The sequence below is a fragment of the Apilactobacillus quenuiae genome (genome assembly GCF_002994005.1).
Taxonomy (GTDB): Bacteria; Bacillota; Bacilli; order Lactobacillales; family Lactobacillaceae; genus Apilactobacillus; species Apilactobacillus quenuiae.
In genome coordinates this window covers 11,975-34,448 of record NZ_POSN01000002.1, presented here as the reverse complement: position 1 = coordinate 34,448, position 22,474 = coordinate 11,975, and the positions used below count along the sequence as shown (strand labels likewise).

The window sequence follows — 22,474 nt, the reverse complement described above, 5'->3', positions numbered from 1 at the left end:
TATAATGCGAAAGCGAGCACGTGTAATATACAATCCAACATCTGGGCGTGAAGCTTTAAAACAGAATATGATTGATATTCTCGGTGTTTTTGAAAAAGCTGGTTTTGAAACTAGTGCATACGCAACAACTCCTAAACCTTTTTCAGCCAGAGAAGAAGCCAAGAGAGCTAGTTTAGATGGTTTTGATCTGATAGTTGCGGCGGGTGGTGATGGAACTATTAATGAGGTAATTAATGGAATTGCACCACTTGAAAGACGACCTAAATTAGCAATTATTCCTGCGGGAACAACTAATGACTTTGCCAGAGCATTGCATATTCCTAGAGAAAATCCGGTTGCTGCTGCTAAAGTTGTTTTAAAACACCAAAGTTTTAAGATGGATATTGGTAAAGCTGCTAACAAATATTTTATAAATATTGCAGGTGGCGGTTTATTAACTGAATTAACTTATGATGTTCCATCTGAATTAAAAACTATCTTTGGTTACTTAGCTTATTTGGTCAGAGGAGCTGAATTACTACCCCGCATTAAACCTATTGATATGGATTTAGAGTATGATGGGGGACATTTCAAAGGAAAAGCATCAATGTTTTTATTGGCTATGACTAATTCAATTGGCGGTTTAGAACAAATTGTTCCTGATGCTAGGTTAGACGATGGTAATTTTACAATGATTATTGTCAAAACTAGTAATATTGTAGAAATTGTTCAATTATTAGCAAAAGTTATTAGTGGTGGTCGTCATATAAATGATCCAAGAATAATTTATAAAAAGACAAGTAAATTAATTGCTAATCCGATTAAAGATAAGATGCAAATTAATTTAGATGGTGAATATGGCGGAGATGCTCCGATGACTTTTAAAAATTTAAAGCAGCACATTGAATTTTATGCTAATATGGATGAAATGCCTACGAAATCAATTAGTTATGATGAAGTTAAAGCTGAAAAGCAATTCGTTGATAAAGTTGATAAATTATCTTAAGTAATTTTAAAAATCAAAAGTTTTGTTGTATTATATTGTAAAGGTACAACAGAACTTTTTTATTTATTAAGGGGAAAATATGAAAATTAAAGCACCAGTTGAAAAAAATGAAATTTATGATGTTAAAATTATTGATCTTACTTATCAAGGCATGGGTGTGGCTAAGATTAATGATTTTTCAATTTTTATTGAAGATACATTACCAGGTGAAGAAGCCACCATTAAAGTTATTAAAATCAACAAAAATTTCGGATTCGGTAAATTATTGAAATTAACTACTAAATCAAAAAATCGTGTTGAAAGTGTAGATAAGGATTATACTCGTACAGGTATTGCACCTTTACAGCACTTAAAGTATGATGCTCAATTAAAATTTAAGCAAAATCAAATTCAAGAACTTTTTAATAAGGCTAAGATGCAGATTGAAGTTTTACCTACAATTGGAATGCAAGAGCCTAGTCATTACCGTAATAAGGCTCAAATTCCTGTTAAAAAAATTAATGGTAAATTAGAAACAGGATTTTATCGTAAACATTCACATGATTTAGTTCCTATTGAAGATTTTTATATTCAAGATCCAGAAATTGATAAAGCCATTGTTGTGGTAAGAGATATATTAAGAAAGTATCATATTGCTCCTTATGATGAAATTAATCATAGTGGTGTTATTAGAAATATTATGGTCAGACGTGGACACTACAGCCATGAAATGATGATTGGTTTAATTACTCGTACTAAAAAGCTCCCAATGTCAGATATGATTAGTAGTGAAATTGCAAAAGCATTACCAGAAGTAAAAAGTATTATGCAAAATATTAACTTAACGGATGGAAATGCTTTGATGGGAAAGAAAACTATTTGTTTATATGGTAGTTCACATATTGAAGATCAATTACTAGGATTGAAATTTTATATTTCGTTGACTTCTTTCTATCAGGTTAATCCAATTCAAACTGAAAAATTATACTCATTGGCAGTAGATAAGGCACAATTGGATGGAAATCAAAATGTTATTGATGCTTATTGTGGAATTGGTACTATTTCTTTAGCAATGGCCAAAAAAGCTAAGAAAGTATATGGTGTTGAAATTGTTAAAGATGCAATTGAAGATGCTAAAATTAATGCCCAAAAGAATCATATAAATAATGTTAAATTTGTTACTGGTAAAGCTGAAGATCAAATGGAGAAATGGCAATCACAAGGCTTAAAATCAGATGTTATTGTTGTTGATCCGCCACGTAAAGGACTTGCATCATCATTCATAGAAAGTGCAGTTAAAGTTTCACCAAAAAGAATTGTTTATGTATCATGTAATCCATCAACATTGGTGCGTGATGCTAGAAGACTTGCTGAATATGGATATGAAATTAATCAACCTATTCAACCAGTTGATCAATTCCCACAAACAGTTCATATTGAATCTGTAACTGTTTTTGAAAAATAATAATATAAAAAAGCTTGAAAAAAAATCTTCAAGCTTTTTATTTTACCAATTATTTTTTTAAATGTTTTTGTTGTAAATAATAAACAGGAATTCCTAGCAATGTTAATAATATTCCAACTAATGCTAAGCCAGTTTGAGATATAATAGTTTCAAATAATAAGAAGACTCCACCAAACAGTGCAATAATTGGGATAACTGGATACCAAGGAACCTTATATGGCCTAATCATCTCTGGTTCTTTGCGACGTAATTTAAATACGGCAATAAATAGTAAACAATTAAATATCCACATAACAAATACTAACATATCAGTTAATAAGTCAAAACTACCTGCAAATATCATTAAAATAGCAATAACTAGTTGGAAAAGGCCAGATACATATGGAACTAATGTTTTCTTAGTTAACTTGGTAAATGCATTACTAAAAGGTAATGATTTGCTTTTACCCATTGCATATGGAATTCTCATACCACTTAATGTATATCCATTTAATGATCCATAAACAGAGACTAAAATACCAATAGTAACTAATTTTCCACCTAATTCACCAAACAGTTTGATAGCTGCTTCTGATGCAGTATTTTGATTACCTGCAATTTGGTCAATTGGCAAGGTTTTAAGAAATACCACATTGATTAATGTATAAATAATTGTAATAAAACTTAGACCCAATATGATAGCCTTTGGTAAATTCTTTTTTGGATTTTTTATTTCTCCAGCAACGTCACAAACACCAATCCATCCATCATAAGCAAACATAGTAGCTAATAATCCGGCACCAAATGCTGACCATAGACCATCATGATTAGTAGGGGATATTGGGAATAATGATACGTTAACTTCGCCTGGAATAAACAATCCAATAATAGCAATAATAAAAATAGGAATTAATTTAAAAATTAGTGCGATTGTTTGAACATTTCCACTTACTTTAGATCCTAGTAAGTTAATGATAAGTATACTTAATGCACATCCAATAGCAATTGGATTGAGCAATTCACCATTTAGGTGAAATAAATTGATAATTTGTGTTGAAAAGACAATTGATTCAGCAGCAATATTGGCAGGATAATAAACCAATATTTGAGCCCATCCCATTGAAAAACCGGTTAGAGGTCCATAGGTATAATCTAAATATTTAATTGCACCACCAGTTTTAGGAATTGCTGCTGCCAGTTCAGAAACAGTTAGACCGGCACAGATGGTTAATAATCCACCAATAATCCACGCTAATATGGTTAGTGTAAATGAATGCGTACTTTGTACGACACTGGCAGTTTTAAAGAATACACCACCACCAATAACAGTTCCCATAACCGTGGCAAGGGATGCCATCATTCCAATACCACGTTTTAATTCATTTTCCTGCAATTTTATTCCTCCAATAACTTTCTATAAAAAAGGTCAGGCATTAATTAGCCTAACCAATTTTTATTATTTATCTTTTGCAATATCATGCTTTCGTTGGAATTCAGCAATGTTTTTATATTCACTTTGTAATTGACGACTTAAACGAATATAGATTGGAACTAATTCACGATATGCTTCATAATTATCAGGATTTGGTTTGTGAGCGTTGGTTACACCAACGAAATCTTTAACCTTGGATAGGTCATCAATAATTCCTAAGCTATACATACCAAGAGTTGCAGCACCCAATGCAGTTCCTTCAAAGCTTTCAGGAATGTTAACATTTTGTTCAAAAATATCTGCTAACATTTGACGCCATAACTCTGAACGCGCAAAACCACCAGTAGCTTGAATATTTGTTGGTTTACCAACAACTTCTTCTAAAGCTAAACTTACAGTATATAAATTATATACAATTCCTTCTAGTGCTGCACGAATCATATGAGCTCTTGTATGAATTCTAGTTAGCCCAAAGAAAGAACCGCGAGCATTAGCATCCCAAATAGGAGCTCTTTCTCCACCTAAGTAGGGATGGAAAATTAATCCATCTGATCCAGCAGGTACTTGAGCAGCAATCTTAGTTAATAAGTCATATGGATCCATATGCATTTGCTCAGCAGTAACTTTTTCAGGAGCACATAATTGATCTTTTACCCAGCGAAAAACAATTCCACCATTATTAACCGGTCCACCTACAACCCATTTGCCAGGTGATAGGTAATAACAAAATACACGGCCTTTAGGGTCAATCTTAGGTTTGTCAGTTACAACACGGACAGCACCGGATGTACCAATAGTGACAGCTACTACACCTGGTTGGATAGCATTAACACCTAGGTTAGCTAAAGGACCATCAGAAGCTCCAATTACAAATGGAACATTTTCATCAATACCAATTACTTTAGCATATGCTTTATTCATACCCGTTAACTGATAGGTAGTATCTACTAGTTCTGGCAACTGATCACGAGAAACTCCAGTTAGTTTTAGAGCTTCTTCATCCCAATCCATATTAAATATGTTGAACATACCAGTAGCGTTAGCAATTGAGTAATCTTCTTTTAATTCGCCAAATAATTTATATAAAATATATTCCTTTATGCCGACAAACCATCTAGTTTTATCATATAAATCTTTTTTATTATCTTTTAACCACATAATTTTAGTTAAAGGAGTCATTGGATGAATTGGAGTACCAGTTCTTCCATATAGTTCTTTAGCTTTACCAGATGCTTTTAACTGATCTGCATAATCAACTGAACGATTATCTGCCCAAGTAATAGCACGTGTAAGTGGTTTATGATTCTTATCTAATAATATTAAACTATGCATAGCACATGAAAAAGAAACACCTTTTAATGTACCATTTTTTAAATCGGCTTTTCTAAGCACTGAGGTAATACCAGAAGTCATTGCAGAAAAAATTTCTTCTGGGTCTTCTTCAGCCATATCTGGAGTATCTTGATATAAAGGATAGCCATTATTTGCGTATCCTTCAACTTGTCCACTAGTATTATATAAAAGGGTCTTAACACTAGTAGTACCAATATCTACACCAATGATGTAGTTCATTTTCTAAACTTCCTTTCAGTATTAACAGAATAGAATCATTTATTTACTAACTAATATAAAATAAATGTAACATTTATACAGTGAAGTTTTAAATAAAATTCATTATTAAGTTATTATTTACCGCTCTCATTATATTGAAAAAAGAGGCTCTATTCAAGCTATTTATCTAGTTTTATAAGAAAATATGTAGTAATCTTGTTTATAAAGTAAGGTGATTATCTATTAAAAGTAGAGTTGAATTATATAATAATAAAAATAAATCTAAAAATTATAAAATATACATTGTTATTTTTGCAGTACTGTTTATCTTTTTATTTATATTCTTTGGCATTAAACAATATAATAATTACTTAATTAATAAGTATAGTGTTCGTGGTGTTTTAGTTAACCAATCAGATGGTTACATTGATTTTGTTTCATTAGCAAATAATAATCAAAAATTTGTTTATATTAAGGCTAGCCAAGGATCAACATATACTGATGACAACTTTTCGAACAATTTTAATCGAAGCCAAGGCTCAGGTATGCAAATTGGGGTTTATCATATTTTTAGTGTCCAAAGTAAAATTAAAAGTCAATTAGCTAATTTCACTAAGGAAGTGGGTGCTAATTATGGTTCGATTCCACCAATGATAGTTGTAAATTCAAGGCTTAATGGTTCACAAATAAAACAATTATCTGATTTTGTTTATATGGTTCATCGTTACTATAATACTGATTTGGTCATTAGCTGTAACAATAAGATATTTAGTGACTTGCATAAAAGAAATCCATATATTAGCTTATTAAGTAGTGATTTAAATAATTCTAAAGCAACCTTTATTTCAATTGATGATCATTCTATGAATCTTGATGGTTCGAATGTTTCCTTGAATCAGGTAGCCTTTAATGGTAAAAATACAGATTGGGAACGCTATCTATTAAAAAGTCGTAATCGCTAAAATTTTATGCAATAGTTTTTAATCTTTGATAAAATTAGATGTTAATAAAAAAATATAGGTGAATTAAATGTTAGAAAAATTTGAAAAATATTTTAAAAAGTTAGGTTATGATAAGCCAACTTTAATTCAGTCAAAAGTTTATCCATTGATTCAGCAAAATAAAAGTGTGTTGGGCTTATCTCCAACTGGTTCAGGTAAAACTGTTGCATTTTTGATGCCAAGTTTATTAAATTTGAAATTAGGTGAAGGGAGCCAATTAATTATTATTGAGCCTTCCCAAGAACTTGCAATTCAAACTGCACGAGTTGCTCGAAATTGGGCCAATTTATTAGGCTTAAAAGTGTTAGCACTTACCGGTGGTGCTAATATAAAACGTCAAACAGAGCGCTTAAAAAAGCATCCTGAAGTTATCGTGGGTACAGCTGGTAGATTAAAAAACTTAATTGATGATAAAAAATTAAAGACGCATTTGTTTAAAACGGTTATTATTGATGAAGCTGATGATTTATTACAAGGTGAAACCTTAACTACTGTTCGTGAAATTGTTGATAGTATGATGTCTGATATTCAATTAGAGTTTTTCTCTGCAACTGAAACTGAAATTTTAGAAGAATTGGACCATTGGTTTGGCAATCGTAATATTGAAAAAGTCGATGTTAGAAATGAAGATGAAACACAAGGAATTGTTAAACATGGTTTAATGCAGGTTTTACGAAAAAATCGTAATAAGATGCTTGCCAGATTACAACATGTACCAAACTTTAAAGCTTTAGTTTTTTTCAACCAAACTGTTGATTTAAATAAAACATATAGTTATTTTGTACATAATCATTACACTGGGGTAGCAAAATTAACTAGTGATCAGAACCAAAATAAACGCGAAAAAGCAATGAATGGTTTTAGGTTAGGTCGATTAAAATTATTATTTACTACTGACGTTGCAGCACGTGGACTGGATATTCCTAAATTGCCTGCTGTTATTAATTATGATTTACCTGATCAGGAAAATGAATACATTCATCGTGTTGGACGTACTGGCCGTATGGGAGAGAATGGTTTGGTAATTAATTTTGGTGATGATCATGATTTAAGAGATTTGAAGAAATTACTTAAAAATTATCAGTATGATTTGAAACCAATTTACTTCTTGAAGAACAAACTGGTCGATGAAATTCCGGATTCGGTAATTAAAGCTGAAAAAATAAAAAAAGTTGCTGAGAAGAATCAGTCGAGTAAGCAATCTAATATCAAACAGCTTTCCAATAGAAACGCTAAAAATATTAAACAACCTTTTAAATCATCAAATCAATCGAGCTCAAAGAATAAAAAGAAGAAAAAAAATAAACATACAAAGAATAAAGGGATGCGTAAAAAATGGCGTAACTTAGATAATAAAAATTCTAAGTAGTGTCTTTACTTTATGTTTATTAAATGCGACAATTATAAATGTTGCAAATGGCCTCATAGCACAACTGGATAGGGCGACCGCCTCCTAAGCGGCTGATCTCGGTTCAAGTCCGAGTGAGGTCATTTTAAACTTAACTTTTAGAGCTGTTCATTTAATAATGAACAGCTCTTTTTTATTGTAAATAAATTTACAATAATTTTACATAAAAACCATATTATATTTACAAAGCATTGCTATACTTTATTTGTAATTTAGATTAATTCCTATGGGAGGCTTCATTATGTTAAATGCTAAAAAGTTTATATCCATTATTTCTATTATGATTATATCTGGTCTTGTTTTAACAGCCTGCGGCAATAGCAACGATAGTTCTAAGTCAAAGATCACCGCGGTAGGTTCAACAGCTTTACAACCTTTAGTTGAAGAAGCTGCTAATGAATATCAACAAAATAATAATAACGTATCAATTACTGTGCAGGGTGGTGGTTCAGGTACTGGATTGAGCCAATTACAATCAAAAGCAGTAACGATTGGAAATTCTGACGTATTTGCTGAAAAGCAAAATGGAATTGATGCCAAAAAGATGATTGATCACAAAGTTGCTGTTGTAGGAATGGCACCAGTTGTAAATAAATCGGTGGGTGTTAAAAACCTATCCATGAAACAGTTAAGTGATATTTTTACTGGAAAAATAACCAATTGGAAACAAGTTGGTGGTAAAAATCAAACTATCGAAGTAATTAATAGAGTTAAAGGAAGTGGAACTAGAAAAACATTTGAAGCCGATGTTTTAAAAGGAAAATCTGCAATTAAATCACAAGAACAAGATTCCAATGGGACTGTAAAGAAAATTGTCGCAAGTACTCCAGGAGCCATTAGCTACCTAGCATTTTCATTCATGGGTGATAATACACTTCAACCAATTTCGATTGATAATGTAAAACCAAATGATAAGAATGTTGAAGATAATTCTTGGAAAATTTGGTCATATGAACATATGTACACTAACAAAAATATTGATAAAGCAACAAAATTATTTATAGAATATATGAATTCAAAAGAAATTCAAAATAACTTAGTTAAGAAATTAGGCTACATTAGTATTCATAATATGAAAGTTACCAAAGATGCTAATAACCAAATAGTTAAATAAACTTTAAATGAAAATGTTGGATGATTTTTATCCTTCATTTTCATTTATGGAGGATAAAACATGGAAATAAAGAAAAAATTATTAATGTCATCCAAGGAAACTAGACAAGATAAATTTGGGAAGAGTATCAGTTATCTTAGTATTGGATTTATTATCTTACTAGTCTCTTTGATCCTATATTTTATTATTTCAAAGGGATTATCTACCTTTACACAAAATAACGTTAATGTTTGGGACTTCTTAACCAAACAAGATTGGTCACCATCTTCAATTGGAAAGGATGGTAAACCTGAAGTTGGGGCCTTACCAATGATAATTACTTCATTTGGAGTAACTATTTTATCAGCAATTTTGGCGACACCATTTGCCATTGCTATTGGAATATATATGTCAGTGATTGCTCCTAAAAAGGGACGCAAATTTTTGCAGATAATTATTGAAATGCTAGTAGGAATTCCATCAGTAGTTTACGGATTCTTAGGTCTGACTATCATTGTTCCAATGAATCGTCATTTATTTGGTGGAACTGGATTTGGAATTTTATCAGCCACATTAGTATTGTTTGTTATGGTATTGCCTACGATTACTTCCTTAACTGTTGATAGTCTAAATTCAGTACCTAAATATTTATCAGATGCTTCTTTAGCATTAGGAGCAACTCGTTGGCAAACAATCTATAAAGTTATACTGAGGGCTGCAATTCCTGGTATATTGACAGCAATTATCTTTGGGATGGCAAGGGCATTTGGAGAAGCATTAGCAGTTCAAATGGTTATTGGGAATGCTACTTTAATGCCTAAAAACTTGATTACCCCAGCATCTACTTTGACCAGTCAATTAACAACTGGGATTGGTAATACTGTTATGGGAACTTTAGGGAATAATGCTCTTTGGTCCTTAGCATTAGTATTACTTCTAATGTCATTAGTTTTCAATATTATTGTAAAGATTATTGGAAAGAGAGGTAGCATTAAGTAATGAATCCAAAAACAACAAATAAAATTGCAATTGGATTAATTTATACATTCGTAGCAATTGTAGTTGCAATTTTAATATCATTAATTGGCTACATTTTAGTAACAGGTGTGCCACATATTTCATGGCATTTTTTAACTTCTAAATCGCAGTCCTTTTTATCTGGTGGTGGAATTAGAGATCAATTATTTAATTCTATTTATTTGTTATTTTTAACATTATGTCTTTCTTTTCCTATTGCTTTGGGATCAGGAATATATTTGGCTGAATATGCACCAAAGAATTGGATTACAGAAGTTATTAGAACAACAATTGAAGTTTTAAGTTCACTACCTTCAGTTGTTGTTGGACTATTTTGTTACTTATTATTTGTAGTTCAAATGCACATTGGCTTTTCTATTTTATCAGGAGCGATTGCCTTAACTTTTTTCAATTTACCTTTATTAACTAGAAATATTGAAAATTCATTAAGATCAGTATCACACTTACAAAGAGAAGCTGGTTTATCGTTGGGATTATCACAATGGAAAACAATTACAGGTATAATTTTGCCAGCAGCTGTTCCTGGAATTATTACGGGAATTATTTTAAGTGCTGGAAGGGTTTTTGGAGAAGCAGCAGCATTGATCTATACTGCTGGTCAAAGCGCTTCAATTATTGATTATACTAATTGGAACATTTTCTCATCTTCAAGTTTTTTAAACCCAATGAGACCTGCTGAAACGTTGGCTGTTCATATTTGGAAAGTTAATTCGGAGGGGATAACCCCAGATGCTAATTTAGTTTCTAGTGGGTCCTCAGCAGTTTTAATTATTTTAATATTGTTATTTAATTTATTGGCACATTGGATAGGTAATCGTTTATATAGAAAGATGACTTCTAATTTTTAAATGAGGGTTAATAATGAAAAAATATAATTTAGATGAAAGCTTTATTTACAAATTTGATAATGAAAAGGCGATTGTTACTAAGAGCGTTAACGTGTTTTATGGTGATCATCAATCTATCTTTAATGTTAACTTAGCTTTTCCTAGATTTAGTATTACAGCATTAATTGGTTCGTCTGGTTCTGGTAAATCAACTTTCTTGAGAAGTTTGAATCGAATGAATGATTCTATTGCTAATGTTGATGGAAATATTATGTATCGTGACGTTGACATTAATGACAAAAAAGTCAATGTTTATGAAGTTAGAAAACAAATTGGAATGGTTTTTCAAAGGCCTAATCCATTTGCTAAAACTATTCGCGATAATATTACTTTTGCGCTAAAAAAACATGGTATTAAAGATAAAGAAGAATTAAACGAAAGAGTTGAAAGTAGTTTAAAAGAAGCTGCATTATGGGATGAGGTTAAAGATAAGTTAGATAAGAGTGCACTTTCTTTATCTGGGGGACAAGCACAAAGATTATGTATAGCAAGGACGATTGCCATGAAACCTGATATATTATTATTAGATGAACCTGCTAGTGCTTTAGATCCAATTTCAACTGCTAAAATTGAAGAGACTTTAAAAAATTTAAAATCTAAGTATACAATCATTATAGTTACTCACAATATGCAACAAGCTTCTCGGGTAAGTGATTATACTGCTTTTTTTCATTCAGGACATGTATTAGAGTTCGATAAAACCGCTAAGATCTTTACTACGCCTAAAATTCAGGCAACTGAAGATTATATTTCTGGTAATTTTGGATAAGGTGATAATATGACTGGTATTTTGCAAACTGAAAATGTACATTTATACTATGGTGAAAATGAAGCTTTGCATGGATTTGATTTAAACTTTAATAAAAATGAAATTACTGCTTTAATTGGACCTTCTGGTTGTGGAAAGTCGACATTTCTTAGATGTTTAAACCGAATGAACGATTTAAGAACTAATGTAACTATTACTGGTAGTTTTAAATTTAATGGCAAAGATATTTATTCACCATCAATTGATTTAACAGAGCTTCGTAAAACTATTGGTATGGTATTTCAGCAACCCAATCCGTTTCCATTTTCTGTTTATGATAATGTGGCATATGGATTAAAACTTGCTGGTATGAAGAATAAACATAAAATTGATAAAATTGTAGAAGAAAGTTTAAAAGAAGCAGCAGTATGGGATGAAGTAAAAGATAGCCTCAATAAAAGTGCTTTGTCTTTTTCAGGCGGGCAGCAACAAAGAATTTGTATTGCTCGTGTATTAGCGGTGAAACCTAAAATTATTTTAATGGACGAACCCACAAGTGCTCTTGATCCGATATCTAGTTCTAAAATTGAAGATACATTGGTTAGACTTAAAAAAGATTTTACAATCATTATGGTTACTCATAATATGCAGCAAGCTTCCCGTATTTCTGATAAAACAGCATTCTTATTGAATGGAGATTTGATTGAATATGATTCCACTCAAAAGATGTTTGTAAATCCCTCAAACAAAAAAACAAGTGACTACTTAAATGGTGAATTTGGTTAGGAGGATCATTATGAATGATTCATTTTTAAAAGAATTAAAAAAATTGCAACGTACCTATATGAAAATGGGAATCACAGTTAGTGATCAAATATATCAATCAATTAAATCTTTTATAGACAATGATAAAAAATTAGCTAGGAAGATTGTTGAAAAAGATACTAAGGTCAATGATGAAGAAGTTGACTTAGAAAAAGAGTCATTGAATTTGATTGCTTTAAAGCAACCAGTTGCCAATAATTTTAGAGCTATTATTTCTTTACTAAAGGCTAGTTCTGATTTAGAAAGAATTGGTGATCATGCGTCTACAATTGCTAGAGAAACGTTAAGATTAAAAACTGAAAATAGAATGCCTGATGTTAATGATGCAATTTCTCAAATGTCTTTAAAGATTAGAGGCATGTTGGAATCATCATTAGATGCTTATGTTCATGAAGATGAACAAGCTGCCCGTTTAATCGCAGAAGAAGATTTATTAATTGATAAAAAATTTGTTTTGGCTAAAGATATAATTATTAAGGACATTGAAAAGGACACTAATAAAATTGAATTAGTTAGCAGCTACTTAATGGTTGTTAGGCTATTAGAGAGAATTGGTGACCATATCGTAAATTTATCAGAATGGATTGTTTATAATTCAACTGGTAAGATAGTTGAATTAAATCCTGGTAAAATAGAACCAGATCTTATTGCTGAGGAAATAAAAAAAGATATTAAATAAACGGGAAGTGAAGCACCACTATGAATAGCATTCTATTAATCACTAATAATTTAAAATGGTCTTCTGAAATTGGTCAGTTAGCTGCAAATAAGGGATTCTTTATTAACAATCTAAGCAATCCAGATGTAGATTACTTAGATTTATTTTTAAAAAAAGATAAAGATTCTGCGGTTATTTATGATTTGTCAGTTAAAAATAATTTTAAAACCAATTTAGAATTTATTAGAAAGATTAGGGATGGCTTTTCAAAACCGATTATTATTATTTCTTATGATTATGTTGAAGAAAACGAACAGAAACTTTTTGATTTAAAAGTTGATGATTATATATCTAATGTTTTGAACGCACAAAGAATTCTATTAAGAACAATTAACTTAATTGAACTATATAAAAGATTAGTCTCAGAGGGGTCTAATAATTTTAAAAAATACATTTATAAAGATTTTGAAATTAGTCTAAAACATTTTCAAGTTAAATACCTTGGAGAAAAAATTGATCTAACACCAAAAGAATTTAACATTTTTTACTATATGGTTCGTCATCATGATCAAGTCTTAAGTCGAGAACAAATTTTTAGAGGCGTTTGGCGAGAGGACAGCAATGATGCTGATTTGTTTATATCATCTAGGATTGTTGATATGCATGTTAGTCATTTAAGAGATAAATTAAAGTCACTACCTGGAAATAAAGTATTTATAAAAACAGTTAGGGGCTTTGGATATATTTTAAATTAACAAAAATAAAAAAGGACACCTAATAGTGTCCCTTTTTATTTTCATCATTATAGGAATGCTGTAGTTGTAGCAGCAGCTATAATTAATATTAATCCTAATATAGTAATAATGGTTTCTTTTTTAGTTTTACTTTCATGTAAAAAGTAAACACCAGTTAGGGTTGCTAATACAACTGAAGTTTGTGAAAGAACAAACCCAGTAGCTAAACCGTTCATGTTTGGTTGAGCAGAAATTAAATAAGTTAATGCAGCAAATGCAAAGAAGAATCCTGAAATAATTTGTAAATATGATTCTTTTTGTTTAAATACATTATCTTTTTTAATATTCATTAAACAGTAGATAACAGCTGTTATAAACATTCCAAGAGCTTGTGGCAAGAATGCCTCTTTACCATTTATTTGAGCAGCTTGTGGTGCAGCAGAATATAACCAATACCCAATTACACCAATTAATAATAATACGACGGCTTTTCTTAGATCTTGAGCTCCTTGTTTATCAGGGTGTTCTTGCCAAGCAGTCATAGTAGCACCAATAATAATTACTATTAAAGCAATAAAGCCTATTATTCTACTTTTAGTACCGTCCCAATTACCTAAAGCAAACACGCCCCACAATGCAGTAGCAATTAATTGCAAAGCGGTTGTAATTGGCATTACACGAGATGATCCAATTAACTTAAATGATTTAAAAGACATAATTTGTCCAAATGACCATCCAGCACCAGAAATTAATGATAAAACAAATTTAGAACCCATTGGAATAGAATTACCAGAAATTAATAAATAAACAAAAGCAAAAATAAGAGTACCAAATGTGGCTCCAACAATTTGGTTTGTAGGTTTACCACCAAATTTGGCAGATACAGTAGGGAATAGTCCCCAACCTAATAGTGGTCCTAGACCAACTAATAAAGCGATAGCGCTCAAAACTTGTTCCTCCTCTATATAAATATATTTTTATCATTCAAAGATATTTAAAAATAATATCATAAATTAAAATTATTATATATAGAATTTAATTAAAATATTATTCGTACAATGATAATGCTCCTCATAACAATATAACACATAATAAATTTAAATTGTAAAATAAGCAATGAAATCGGTTTCATTACTTATTATAATATGATATTATTATTCTTAATAATTATAAAACGCTTTCATAAAAAATAAATCATAAAGGGAAGGTAATGCAAAATGCCATTTGTAGTCTTAGTATTAGGAATATTATTATTATTATTTTTGATTATTAAGTGTAAGCTAAATACATTTATTTCTTTGATAGTTACATCAGTATTAGTGGCTTTGGGATTAGGAATGAATCCTGCTAATATTGCTACGTCCATAAAAAATGGAATTGGGGGTTCGCTTGGCGAATTAGTTATTGTATTTGGCTTTGGTGCAATGATTGGCCGTTTGGTGTCAGATGCAGGGGGATCATATAGAATTGCCAGAACTCTAATAAGTTGGTTTGGTAAAAGAAAATTGCAATTTGCAATTGTAGTGGCTTCATTTATCATCGGGATGTCTTTATTCTTTGAAGTTGGTCTAGTCTTACTAACTCCAATTGTATTTGCAGTAGCTTTAGAAGCAGACGTACCATTTGTTTATTTGGGAATTCCAATGGCTGCTGCATTATCAGCAACTCAAGGTTTTTTACCACCACAACCTGCTCCAACTGCAGTTGCATCGGCATTAGGGGCTAACATTGGACAAATGTTATTATTAGGTGTGATTGTTGCTATACCTGGAGTAATTGTTGCTGGTCCTATATTTACGAAACTAGCTAAAAAATTTGCGCCAGAAACCTTTGTTGTAAAAAAATCTTTACCAGCTTTTGGTGAAATTAAAGAATATAATTTAAAAGATACACCTAGTTTTGGAATTGCAGCATTTACTTCCTTATTACCAGTTATCTTAATGGCAATAGCAACCATTTATGACATGGTATTTAACGGTGGTAAGGCGCAGCCTAACCCTCATGGAATTGATGCCTTTATTACGATGATTGGAAACCCAGTGATTGCAATGATAATTACTTTATTATTTGCTATTTGGTCAATGGGCTTTCATCGTGGTAAAAAAATGGAAGATATTACTGTTACCGTAACTGAAGCCATTAAGTCTATTGCAATGTTACTAATGGTTATTGGTGGTGGCTCTGCTTTCAAACAAATTTTAATTGATGGTGGTGTAGGTAAAGCAGTACAAGATATGATGTCACATGCTAACTTGTCTCCTATTATTTTAGGATGGTTAATTGCAGTTATCTTACGTATTTCACTGGGCTCAGCAACCGTTGCAGGCATGACTGCAGCAGGTTTAGTAACTCCATTGATGCATTCTTTAAGTGTCAATCCTGTTTTAATGGCACTAGCTATTGGAGCTGGTTCATTAGCTGCTTCGCATGTTAATGATGCTGGTTTTTGGATGTTTAAAGAATACTTTGATTTGGATGTAAAACAAACTTTAAAGATATGGACAACTTTAGAAACTTTAATTTCTATAATTGGACTATTGATGGTATTACTTTTAAGTATATTTATCCATTAATATTAAAAATAAAGATACCAATCATCTTAAATGATTGGTATCTTTATTTATTTATTATGATTTATAAAAACAACAAACTTAGACCAAAAGTAGTTGAAAATAATTACAATTATTTGAGCTAATATTTTAACTATATTGAAACTCCCATGCATTAATGTTTGTCCAACCCAGATAACAATTTCTTCCATTATCCATGATGCAAATCTACCGAAAGTAAATGATTTCAATTCAATAAAAATTTCTTTAATATTTTTGGCACTAGATTTAAATACCCACTTACGATTAGTAAAGAAAGCAAATATTACACTAGCTAACCAAGCGATTGCAGTGTTCCAAAAAGTATCAATATTAGTATATTGTTTTAATAGAAATGCAACCAATAAATCAACAAAGGTTGTTAGAACTCCCCAAAAGAGATATAAGACGACTTCTTTATTTTTTTTATATAATTCGACTAAATTATTCAATTTACTTCTTCTCTTTTACAATATATTTTGGACGGTGTTTAGTTTCTAGATAAATTTTACCAATATAGTTACCAACAATTCCTAAACAGAACAATTGAATTCCATTAATTAATAAAATAATTGACACCAAAGAAGGCCATCCAGCAACAGATCCACCAAATATGATTGCTCTAAATATAACTAAAATCAATCCTAAAATTGATAAGAAAAATGATGTTCCACCAACCCAAGTAGCAATTTTTAAAGGAACGTCTGAGAAATCTACGATACCTTCCAAAGAGTATTCTAATAGCTGATACAAAGACCAATGTGAAGTACCAGCTGCTCTTTCGACACCGTTATATTCAATATATTTAGTTTTAAAGCCTACCCAACTAAAGATTCCCTTGGTGAATCGATTATATTCTTTTAGCTTTAATACATTATCAACATATTGTCTAGTCATTAAACGATAGTCACGAACATTTTGCTTAATTTCTACATCTGACATTTTATTAATTACTTTATAGAATGTTGATGAAAGAAAGGCTCTTATAGGATTTTGTTTTCTTGTTTTTTGAACACAACCAACAACATCATAGTCATCTTCTTTTATGTACTTGATCATTTTAGGAAGAAGTGCAGGTGGATCTTGCAGATCAACATCCATTACAGCAACGTAGTCACCACCGACATTATCTAAGCCAGCAGCCATTGCAGATTCTTTACCGAAATTTCTAGAAAAAGATACGTAATGGACATCTTCATCTTTTTCATTTAGTTCTTTTATGATATTCAATGTTTCATCTGATGAACCATCATTAATAAACCAATATTCGTGATTATAATTTAAATTATTCTTTTTCATTTCATTGAAAACGCGTTCTACTTCTTTATAAAATAATTCAATCGAAGGTTCCTCATTATAACAAGGAACAATTAAACCAATAGTTTCCACTTTATAAACCTCCATAAACAATTTAATTTTATTTTACCATAATGAGTAATGTTTTTATGTTTGTATATAAAAAATAATATATTTATAAAACTTTTGTAAATAAACATAAAATCGTCATTTTAAAATTATTTTGTTATAATTAAATTAACGAATATAAGTTTGTCGGGGGATTGAAATTGAAAAAACCAATTAAAGTAATGACGGTTTTTGGTACGCGTCCTGAAGCTATTAAAATGGCACCAATTATTTTAAAGATGCAGGAAGAAAAAGAAAGTTTTGCACCAATTACTGTTTTAACAGGTCAACATAAAGAAATGTTAAATCAAGTTATGGATATTTTTCATATTGTACCTGATTATAATCTACATGTGATGAAAGAAACACAAACTTTAAGTTCGATTACTACTCTGGTGATAAACAAGTTGGATGGAATTATTAATGAAACTAATCCAGACATTATCTTGGTCCATGGTGATACGACAACTACTTTTGCAGCTTCAGTAAGTGCTTTTTACCATAAGATACCTTTAGGTCACGTTGAAGCAGGATTAAGAACGTGGGATAAATATTCTCCATATCCTGAGGAAATGAATCGTCAAATGACGGATACATTGTCAGATATTTATTTTGCGCCTACTAAATTAAGCCGAAGTAACTTGTTAAAACAAAATTTTAATGGCAATAGGATTTATATCACTGGAAATACAGCGATTGATGCGTTAAAACAAACAGTTGATCAGAACTATCATCATGATGTTTTAGATGATATTGATAATACTCATCGTATTATTTTGCTAACAATGCATCGTCGAGAAAATCAAGGTGAACCTATGCATCGTGCATTTACTGCAATTAAGGAAGAAGTGATGAAACATCCAGATATTGAGGTTGTATATCCAGTTCATCTTAGTCCAGCAGTACAAAAAATCGCTCATGAAGTTTTTGATGGCTGTTCAAGAATTCATCTTGTTGATCCTTTAGATGTAGTTGATTTTCATAATATGGCTGCCAGAAGTTATTTTATAATGACTGATTCTGGTGGTGTACAAGAAGAAGCACCTTCTCTAGGAAAGCCAGTATTAGTGTTGAGAGAACATACTGAAAGGCCTGAAGGGGTCAAAGCAGGAACACTCAAATTAATTGGTACTAGTTCAACAAAAATTAAAGAAAGTATGGAGCAACTACTAGACAATGAAGATGTTTACAAAAAAATGTCGCATGCGAAAAATCCATACGGTGATGGCAAAGCCTCAGAGCGAATTTTAAAAGCACTAGACACATTTATTAACGATGAATCGGGTGTTGAAAGTAATGAGATTTAATAAATATAAAAATTATTTAAAACGTTTAGTATCAATAGTGACGAATCGATATAAGAAATCTAATGCTGGAGATTCTGCTATTGTAATTGCCTTTTATGCTTTGTTATCATTATTTCCAATTACGATCATTGCTGGTAATTTGTTGAAACTATTTAATATTAATCAATATGAAATAGTTGACTATCTATCACCACTTTTGCCAGAAACGATTTTAAATACAATAACGCCAATTATTTCATCTGCTTTAAATGGTGCTAGTGGTAATAATTTATCTATTGGATTAATTTTGACCATTTGGTCTGCGAGTCGTGCATTAGCTGCATTTCAAAGAACTGTAAATCATGCTTATGGTATTTATGAGACTAGTGGAATTATGAATAGAATTATTTCGTTTGTTTGGATGCTATTGTTAATTATTTCTTTAAGTATCTTTTTAATATTCTTAGGTTTTGGTAAAGTTATTATTACATATTCAGCTAATTTTATTGGTTTATCGCATGTAGTAACAAATTTGTTTATAATGTTAAGAACACCATTAACTATACTAGGTATATTCTTATTAATATTGATTCTTTACTATTTTGTACCAAGTGTTAATACCAAATGGCGATATGTATGGTTAGGATCAATCGTTGTAACGATTGGAATGATTGTTCTTTCTAAGGGCTTTTCAATTTATCTTCATTATTTTGCTAAGAGTATGGATGCTTATAAAACTTTAGGAGCTTTTGTGATCTTAATGCTCTGGCTTTACATGATAGGTAACATTTTAATAATTGGTGCTGTTATCAACGCTTCATTTCAAAATAGTTTTAATGATAAGATTGAAAATCAGGGATTTAAATTAAAATCTTTAATCCAAAGAAAAAATAAATAAAAAAATCGTTGATTAATAGTCAACGATTATTTTTTAAGATTATTATATTTATCTACTAAATCTTTAGCCATTTTATCAAGTGTTTTAATATCATTTTCATCAGGTTCTAAATTTATTTTTATACCTTCTGATCCTTGAATAGCATTTGCTTTTTTGAATTGATTAATGAACTTATCAACAGATGTATTATATGAATCTTCATAGAAATCATCGCCAGATCCAGCAACACCAAAGATTTTGTTTGAAAGATTCATATCTGCTAAATCGTCAAAAAAATCTAGGCCTTCTTCGGGAAGATGGCCTTCATCGTAAGTATATGCACAAACAACACAAATATCAGAATTTAATAATTCTTCTGTATCAGTTTGTGAAATTTCAGTTTCAGTTACTTCAGCACCTAAATCTTCTAGGCCTTCAGTAACAATATCTGCCAAATCCTCATTATTGCCAGTGATAGTTGCAAATACAACATGTGCTTTCAATATTTTAATCGCTCCTTTTTTAAATATTAATCTAATATTTTAAACATTCATACAATAATTATACTAGGAAAGTGAAAAACTATGAACCCAAAGATAACTAAAATTTCTGCGCAAAAACGTAAAGGTCGTTTTAATGTATACATCGATGATCATTATGCTTTTCCGATTAGTGAAAATGTAATGATTAAATATCGGGTCTTTAAAGGGATGGAAGTAGACGAAAAGCTTAAGCATCAATTAATTAATGCTGATAACATTTCTAAGTTATATAGTAAGGCTATTGATTTTTTGTCTCATCAATTAAGAACTGAGAGTGAAATTGTCAAAAAATTAAGTAATTTTACTGAGGATGATTCATCAATCGAAACAGTAATTAAGCAATTAAAGGATCAACATTTAATTAATGATCAAAATTATGCTGATAGTTATGTTAGAACTGAAGTAAAAAAACAAGATAAGGGTCCTTCCAATGTATACTTTAAGTTAAAATCTAAGTCAATTAGCGAAGATAAAATTCAAAATGCGGTTGAAAATTTTTATAGTGATGAAGATGCAATTAAAAATTGTATTGTCCAAGCCAAAAAAATATTTAATAAACATAAACGTGATGCATTTAAAAATAGAATTCAGAAAACCAAAGTTAGTTTGATCAAAAAAGGATATAATAATGATATCGTAATATCTGCTGTTGATTCTTTAAATTTAGAACCAGATAATGTACAACAAGAACATTTGTTAGAAGAACAAGGTGAAAAGTTTTGGTTACGTAATAGAAATTATGATAGTAAAAAAAGAAGCTTAAAAACTAAGCAATCACTCTATCGAAAAGGTTTTAATATTGATGATATTAATCACTTTATAGATTCTAAGCTTAATAACTTCTAAAATGTTATAATTTATTCTAAAGAAGGAGCTAATTTATGTATGGTTAATAAAATAAAAAGTTCATCATTAATTTTGTGGACTATTGAACTATTATTGGTGGTTAGTATTATTTTTATATGTACTAAATTGGATTTTATTTTCTCACCAATTGGAACATTCTTTTCAGCAGTATTTATACCAGTATTAATTGCTGGAGTTTTATTTTATATGCTTAATCCTGTAGTTAACTTATTAATGAAAATTCACATTGGCAAAAGAAATATGTCTAGATTAATGGCTGTAATATTGGTCTTTTTATTACTAGGATTACTAATCTTTTATACTACATATTCTCTTATGCCCAGAATTATTACGCAGGTTACTAATTTATTTAATAATTTGCCATCATTAGCTAATGATACAACTAGCTATTTAAAAGGGTATTCGCATAAAGGATTCATGAAGAATGTTTATCTAAGTGATTATGTAAATAAATTTCAAAGCTACATATATTCTTATGCTCAGAAATTTTTAAGTGGCTTAACTAGCAGTATCGGTTCTATTATATCCATGGCTACATCAACAGTTATTGTGCTTATTACAGTACCAGTAATGTTATTTTATATGTTAAAAGATGGGCATAAACTATTACCTGGAATTACAAAGATATTACCGCCAAAGCGTCGTGATAATACAGTTGCTTTATTGACAAAAATGAGCAATACTATTTCCAATTATATTGGTGGCCAAATGATTGAGTGCCTCTTTGTTGGAGTGTTCACATCGATTGGTTATATATTAGTAGGACAAAAATATGCTTTATTATTAGGATGCTTTGCTGGAATATGCAATATAATTCCATATGTTGGTCCATACATCGGAATTATGCCTTCACTATTCGTTTCTTTATCAGAGGATATTACTAAAGTCATTGCCGTGGTTATAGTAGTTTTAATTGTTCAACAAATTGACGGTAATTTGGTTTATCCAAATGTTATTGGAAAATCTTTGAATATTCATCCGCTAACCATTATAATTATTTTATTAGCAGCTGGTAATATTTCTGGCTTGTTAGGGATGATTTTAGCCATTCCACTATATGCGGTTGTTAAAGTAATTGTACAATACGTATATTCAATATGGTTATTACAACGAGAAAAAGAGTAGCT

Annotated in this window: 22 protein-coding genes and 1 tRNA gene; 17 read left to right on the top strand and 6 right to left on the bottom strand. The window is 30.5% G+C overall.

Going from position 1 to position 22,474, the window contains the following annotated elements; translation table 11 throughout:
• Nucleotides 1-4: 4 nt before the first annotated feature.
• Entirely contained in the window at nucleotides 5-985 is a 981-nt protein-coding gene (locus C7N44_RS02520) for a diacylglycerol kinase (protein WP_105956339.1), read from the top strand.
• 79 nt (nucleotides 986-1,064) lie between these two features.
• Complete coding sequence (gene rlmD, locus C7N44_RS02515; protein ID WP_105956338.1) at nucleotides 1,065-2,429, top strand: 23S rRNA (uracil(1939)-C(5))-methyltransferase RlmD; 1,365 nt, start codon at nucleotides 1,065-1,067, stop codon at nucleotides 2,427-2,429.
• 49 nt (nucleotides 2,430-2,478) lie between these two features.
• On the opposite strand, the gene C7N44_RS02510 is transcribed toward rlmD, so the two are convergent.
• Entirely contained in the window at nucleotides 2,479-3,801 is a 1,323-nt protein-coding gene (locus C7N44_RS02510; RefSeq protein WP_105956337.1) for an APC family permease, read from the bottom strand.
• Between the two features lie 63 nt (nucleotides 3,802-3,864).
• Complete coding sequence (gntK, locus tag C7N44_RS02505) at nucleotides 3,865-5,412, bottom strand: gluconokinase (RefSeq protein ID WP_105956336.1); 1,548 nt, start codon at nucleotides 5,410-5,412, stop codon at nucleotides 3,865-3,867.
• A gap of 221 nt (nucleotides 5,413-5,633) precedes the next feature.
• Between gntK and C7N44_RS02500 the strand changes: the two genes are divergently transcribed.
• The 10 genes from C7N44_RS02500 to C7N44_RS02455 all read left to right on the top strand — a co-directional run bounded on the left by C7N44_RS02500 (nucleotide 5,634) and on the right by C7N44_RS02455 (nucleotide 13,804).
• Complete coding sequence (locus C7N44_RS02500; RefSeq protein WP_105956335.1) at nucleotides 5,634-6,353, top strand: GH25 family lysozyme; 720 nt, start codon at nucleotides 5,634-5,636, stop codon at nucleotides 6,351-6,353.
• 67 nt (nucleotides 6,354-6,420) lie between these two features.
• On the top strand, nucleotides 6,421-7,761 hold the full coding sequence (locus C7N44_RS02495) for a DEAD/DEAH box helicase (protein WP_105956334.1): 1,341 nt from the start codon (nucleotides 6,421-6,423) through the stop codon (nucleotides 7,759-7,761).
• Nucleotides 7,762-7,810: 49 nt separating this feature from the next.
• A tRNA-Arg gene (locus C7N44_RS02490) sits at nucleotides 7,811-7,883 on the top strand.
• A gap of 158 nt (nucleotides 7,884-8,041) precedes the next feature.
• A complete protein-coding gene (locus C7N44_RS02485) occupies nucleotides 8,042-8,914 on the top strand; it encodes a phosphate ABC transporter substrate-binding protein PstS family protein (protein ID WP_105956333.1) in 873 nt (290 codons plus the stop codon).
• A gap of 60 nt (nucleotides 8,915-8,974) precedes the next feature.
• Nucleotides 8,975-9,892 carry a phosphate ABC transporter permease subunit PstC gene (gene pstC, locus C7N44_RS02480; RefSeq protein ID WP_105956332.1) on the top strand — a complete coding sequence of 306 codons (918 nt, stop codon included), beginning with the start codon at nucleotides 8,975-8,977 and terminating at the stop codon, nucleotides 9,890-9,892.
• Nucleotides 9,892-10,779 carry a phosphate ABC transporter permease PstA gene (gene pstA / locus C7N44_RS02475; RefSeq protein WP_105956331.1) on the top strand — a complete coding sequence of 296 codons (888 nt, stop codon included), beginning with the start codon at nucleotides 9,892-9,894 and terminating at the stop codon, nucleotides 10,777-10,779. Before pstC ends, pstA begins: the two co-directional genes overlap by 1 nt.
• A gap of 13 nt (nucleotides 10,780-10,792) precedes the next feature.
• Nucleotides 10,793-11,587: a phosphate ABC transporter ATP-binding protein PstB gene (gene pstB, locus C7N44_RS02470; protein WP_105956330.1), complete on the top strand. Its 795-nt coding sequence runs from the start codon at nucleotides 10,793-10,795 to the stop codon at nucleotides 11,585-11,587.
• Nucleotides 11,588-11,596: 9 nt separating this feature from the next.
• A complete protein-coding gene (pstB, locus tag C7N44_RS02465) occupies nucleotides 11,597-12,352 on the top strand; it encodes a phosphate ABC transporter ATP-binding protein PstB (RefSeq protein ID WP_105956329.1) in 756 nt (251 codons plus the stop codon).
• A gap of 10 nt (nucleotides 12,353-12,362) precedes the next feature.
• The gene (gene phoU, locus C7N44_RS02460) at nucleotides 12,363-13,070 is read left to right on the top strand and encodes a phosphate signaling complex protein PhoU (protein WP_105956328.1); all 708 of its coding nucleotides are present in this window, start codon (nucleotides 12,363-12,365) and stop codon (nucleotides 13,068-13,070) included.
• A gap of 20 nt (nucleotides 13,071-13,090) precedes the next feature.
• Nucleotides 13,091-13,804 (top strand): winged helix-turn-helix domain-containing protein, encoded by a 714-nt coding sequence (locus C7N44_RS02455; protein ID WP_105956327.1) that lies wholly within the window; start codon nucleotides 13,091-13,093, stop codon nucleotides 13,802-13,804.
• Between the two features lie 47 nt (nucleotides 13,805-13,851).
• Here the strand turns inward: C7N44_RS02455 and rbsU are convergent, their stop codons facing one another.
• Nucleotides 13,852-14,730, bottom strand: a complete 879-nt coding sequence (gene rbsU / locus C7N44_RS02450) for a ribose/proton symporter RbsU (RefSeq protein ID WP_105956326.1) — start codon at nucleotides 14,728-14,730, stop codon at nucleotides 13,852-13,854.
• Between the two features lie 270 nt (nucleotides 14,731-15,000).
• Between rbsU and C7N44_RS02445 the strand changes: the two genes are divergently transcribed.
• On the top strand, nucleotides 15,001-16,356 hold the full coding sequence (locus C7N44_RS02445; protein ID WP_105956325.1) for a gluconate:H+ symporter: 1,356 nt from the start codon (nucleotides 15,001-15,003) through the stop codon (nucleotides 16,354-16,356).
• 47 nt (nucleotides 16,357-16,403) lie between these two features.
• Here C7N44_RS02445 and C7N44_RS02440 read toward each other — a convergent pair whose 3' ends face one another.
• Nucleotides 16,404-16,823 (bottom strand): GtrA family protein, encoded by a 420-nt coding sequence (locus tag C7N44_RS02440; protein ID WP_105956324.1) that lies wholly within the window; start codon nucleotides 16,821-16,823, stop codon nucleotides 16,404-16,406.
• A 1-nt stretch (nucleotide 16,824) separates the two neighbouring features.
• The gene (locus tag C7N44_RS02435) at nucleotides 16,825-17,760 is read right to left on the bottom strand and encodes a glycosyltransferase family 2 protein (protein WP_105956323.1); all 936 of its coding nucleotides are present in this window, start codon (nucleotides 17,758-17,760) and stop codon (nucleotides 16,825-16,827) included.
• A gap of 197 nt (nucleotides 17,761-17,957) precedes the next feature.
• Between C7N44_RS02435 and wecB the strand changes: the two genes are divergently transcribed.
• Together wecB and C7N44_RS02425 are read left to right on the top strand one after the other, a co-directional pair.
• Complete coding sequence (gene wecB / locus C7N44_RS02430) at nucleotides 17,958-19,082, top strand: non-hydrolyzing UDP-N-acetylglucosamine 2-epimerase (RefSeq protein WP_105956639.1); 1,125 nt, start codon at nucleotides 17,958-17,960, stop codon at nucleotides 19,080-19,082.
• A complete protein-coding gene (locus C7N44_RS02425; protein ID WP_157945019.1) occupies nucleotides 19,072-19,959 on the top strand; it encodes a YihY/virulence factor BrkB family protein in 888 nt (295 codons plus the stop codon). The genes wecB and C7N44_RS02425 overlap by 11 nt, the downstream gene beginning before the upstream one ends.
• Nucleotides 19,960-19,985: 26 nt before the next feature.
• Here the strand turns inward: C7N44_RS02425 and C7N44_RS02420 are convergent, their stop codons facing one another.
• Nucleotides 19,986-20,444, bottom strand: coding sequence for a flavodoxin (locus C7N44_RS02420; protein ID WP_105956321.1), 459 nt, complete (start codon nucleotides 20,442-20,444; stop codon nucleotides 19,986-19,988).
• 78 nt (nucleotides 20,445-20,522) lie between these two features.
• Between C7N44_RS02420 and recX the strand changes: the two genes are divergently transcribed.
• Entirely contained in the window at nucleotides 20,523-21,326 is an 804-nt protein-coding gene (gene recX, locus C7N44_RS02415) for a recombination regulator RecX (RefSeq protein WP_105956320.1), read from the top strand.
• A 39-nt stretch (nucleotides 21,327-21,365) separates the two neighbouring features.
• On the top strand, nucleotides 21,366-22,472 hold the full coding sequence (locus C7N44_RS02410; protein ID WP_105956319.1) for an AI-2E family transporter: 1,107 nt from the start codon (nucleotides 21,366-21,368) through the stop codon (nucleotides 22,470-22,472).
• Nucleotides 22,473-22,474: the final 2 nt, after the last annotated feature.

Coding starts and splice junctions, on each gene's coding strand:
- recX (WP_105956320.1), top strand. CDS start 20,523: ATGAACCCAAAGATAACTAAAATTTCTGCGCAAAAACGTAAAGGTCGT.
- gntK (WP_105956336.1), bottom strand. CDS start 5,412: ATGAACTACATCATTGGTGTAGATATTGGTACTACTAGTGTTAAGACC.
- pstB (WP_105956329.1), top strand. CDS start 11,597: ATGACTGGTATTTTGCAAACTGAAAATGTACATTTATACTATGGTGAA.
- C7N44_RS02485 (WP_105956333.1), top strand. CDS start 8,042: ATGTTAAATGCTAAAAAGTTTATATCCATTATTTCTATTATGATTATA.
- C7N44_RS02445 (WP_105956325.1), top strand. CDS start 15,001: ATGCCATTTGTAGTCTTAGTATTAGGAATATTATTATTATTATTTTTG.
- wecB (WP_105956639.1), top strand. CDS start 17,958: ATGACGGTTTTTGGTACGCGTCCTGAAGCTATTAAAATGGCACCAATT.
- pstC (WP_105956332.1), top strand. CDS start 8,975: ATGGAAATAAAGAAAAAATTATTAATGTCATCCAAGGAAACTAGACAA.
- pstB (WP_105956330.1), top strand. CDS start 10,793: ATGAAAAAATATAATTTAGATGAAAGCTTTATTTACAAATTTGATAAT.
- C7N44_RS02495 (WP_105956334.1), top strand. CDS start 6,421: ATGTTAGAAAAATTTGAAAAATATTTTAAAAAGTTAGGTTATGATAAG.
- pstA (WP_105956331.1), top strand. CDS start 9,892: ATGAATCCAAAAACAACAAATAAAATTGCAATTGGATTAATTTATACA.
- rlmD (WP_105956338.1), top strand. CDS start 1,065: ATGAAAATTAAAGCACCAGTTGAAAAAAATGAAATTTATGATGTTAAA.
- C7N44_RS02520 (WP_105956339.1), top strand. CDS start 5: ATGCGAAAGCGAGCACGTGTAATATACAATCCAACATCTGGGCGTGAA.
- C7N44_RS02410 (WP_105956319.1), top strand. CDS start 21,366: ATGGTTAATAAAATAAAAAGTTCATCATTAATTTTGTGGACTATTGAA.
- C7N44_RS02425 (WP_157945019.1), top strand. CDS start 19,072: ATGAGATTTAATAAATATAAAAATTATTTAAAACGTTTAGTATCAATA.
- C7N44_RS02455 (WP_105956327.1), top strand. CDS start 13,091: ATGAATAGCATTCTATTAATCACTAATAATTTAAAATGGTCTTCTGAA.
- phoU (WP_105956328.1), top strand. CDS start 12,363: ATGAATGATTCATTTTTAAAAGAATTAAAAAAATTGCAACGTACCTAT.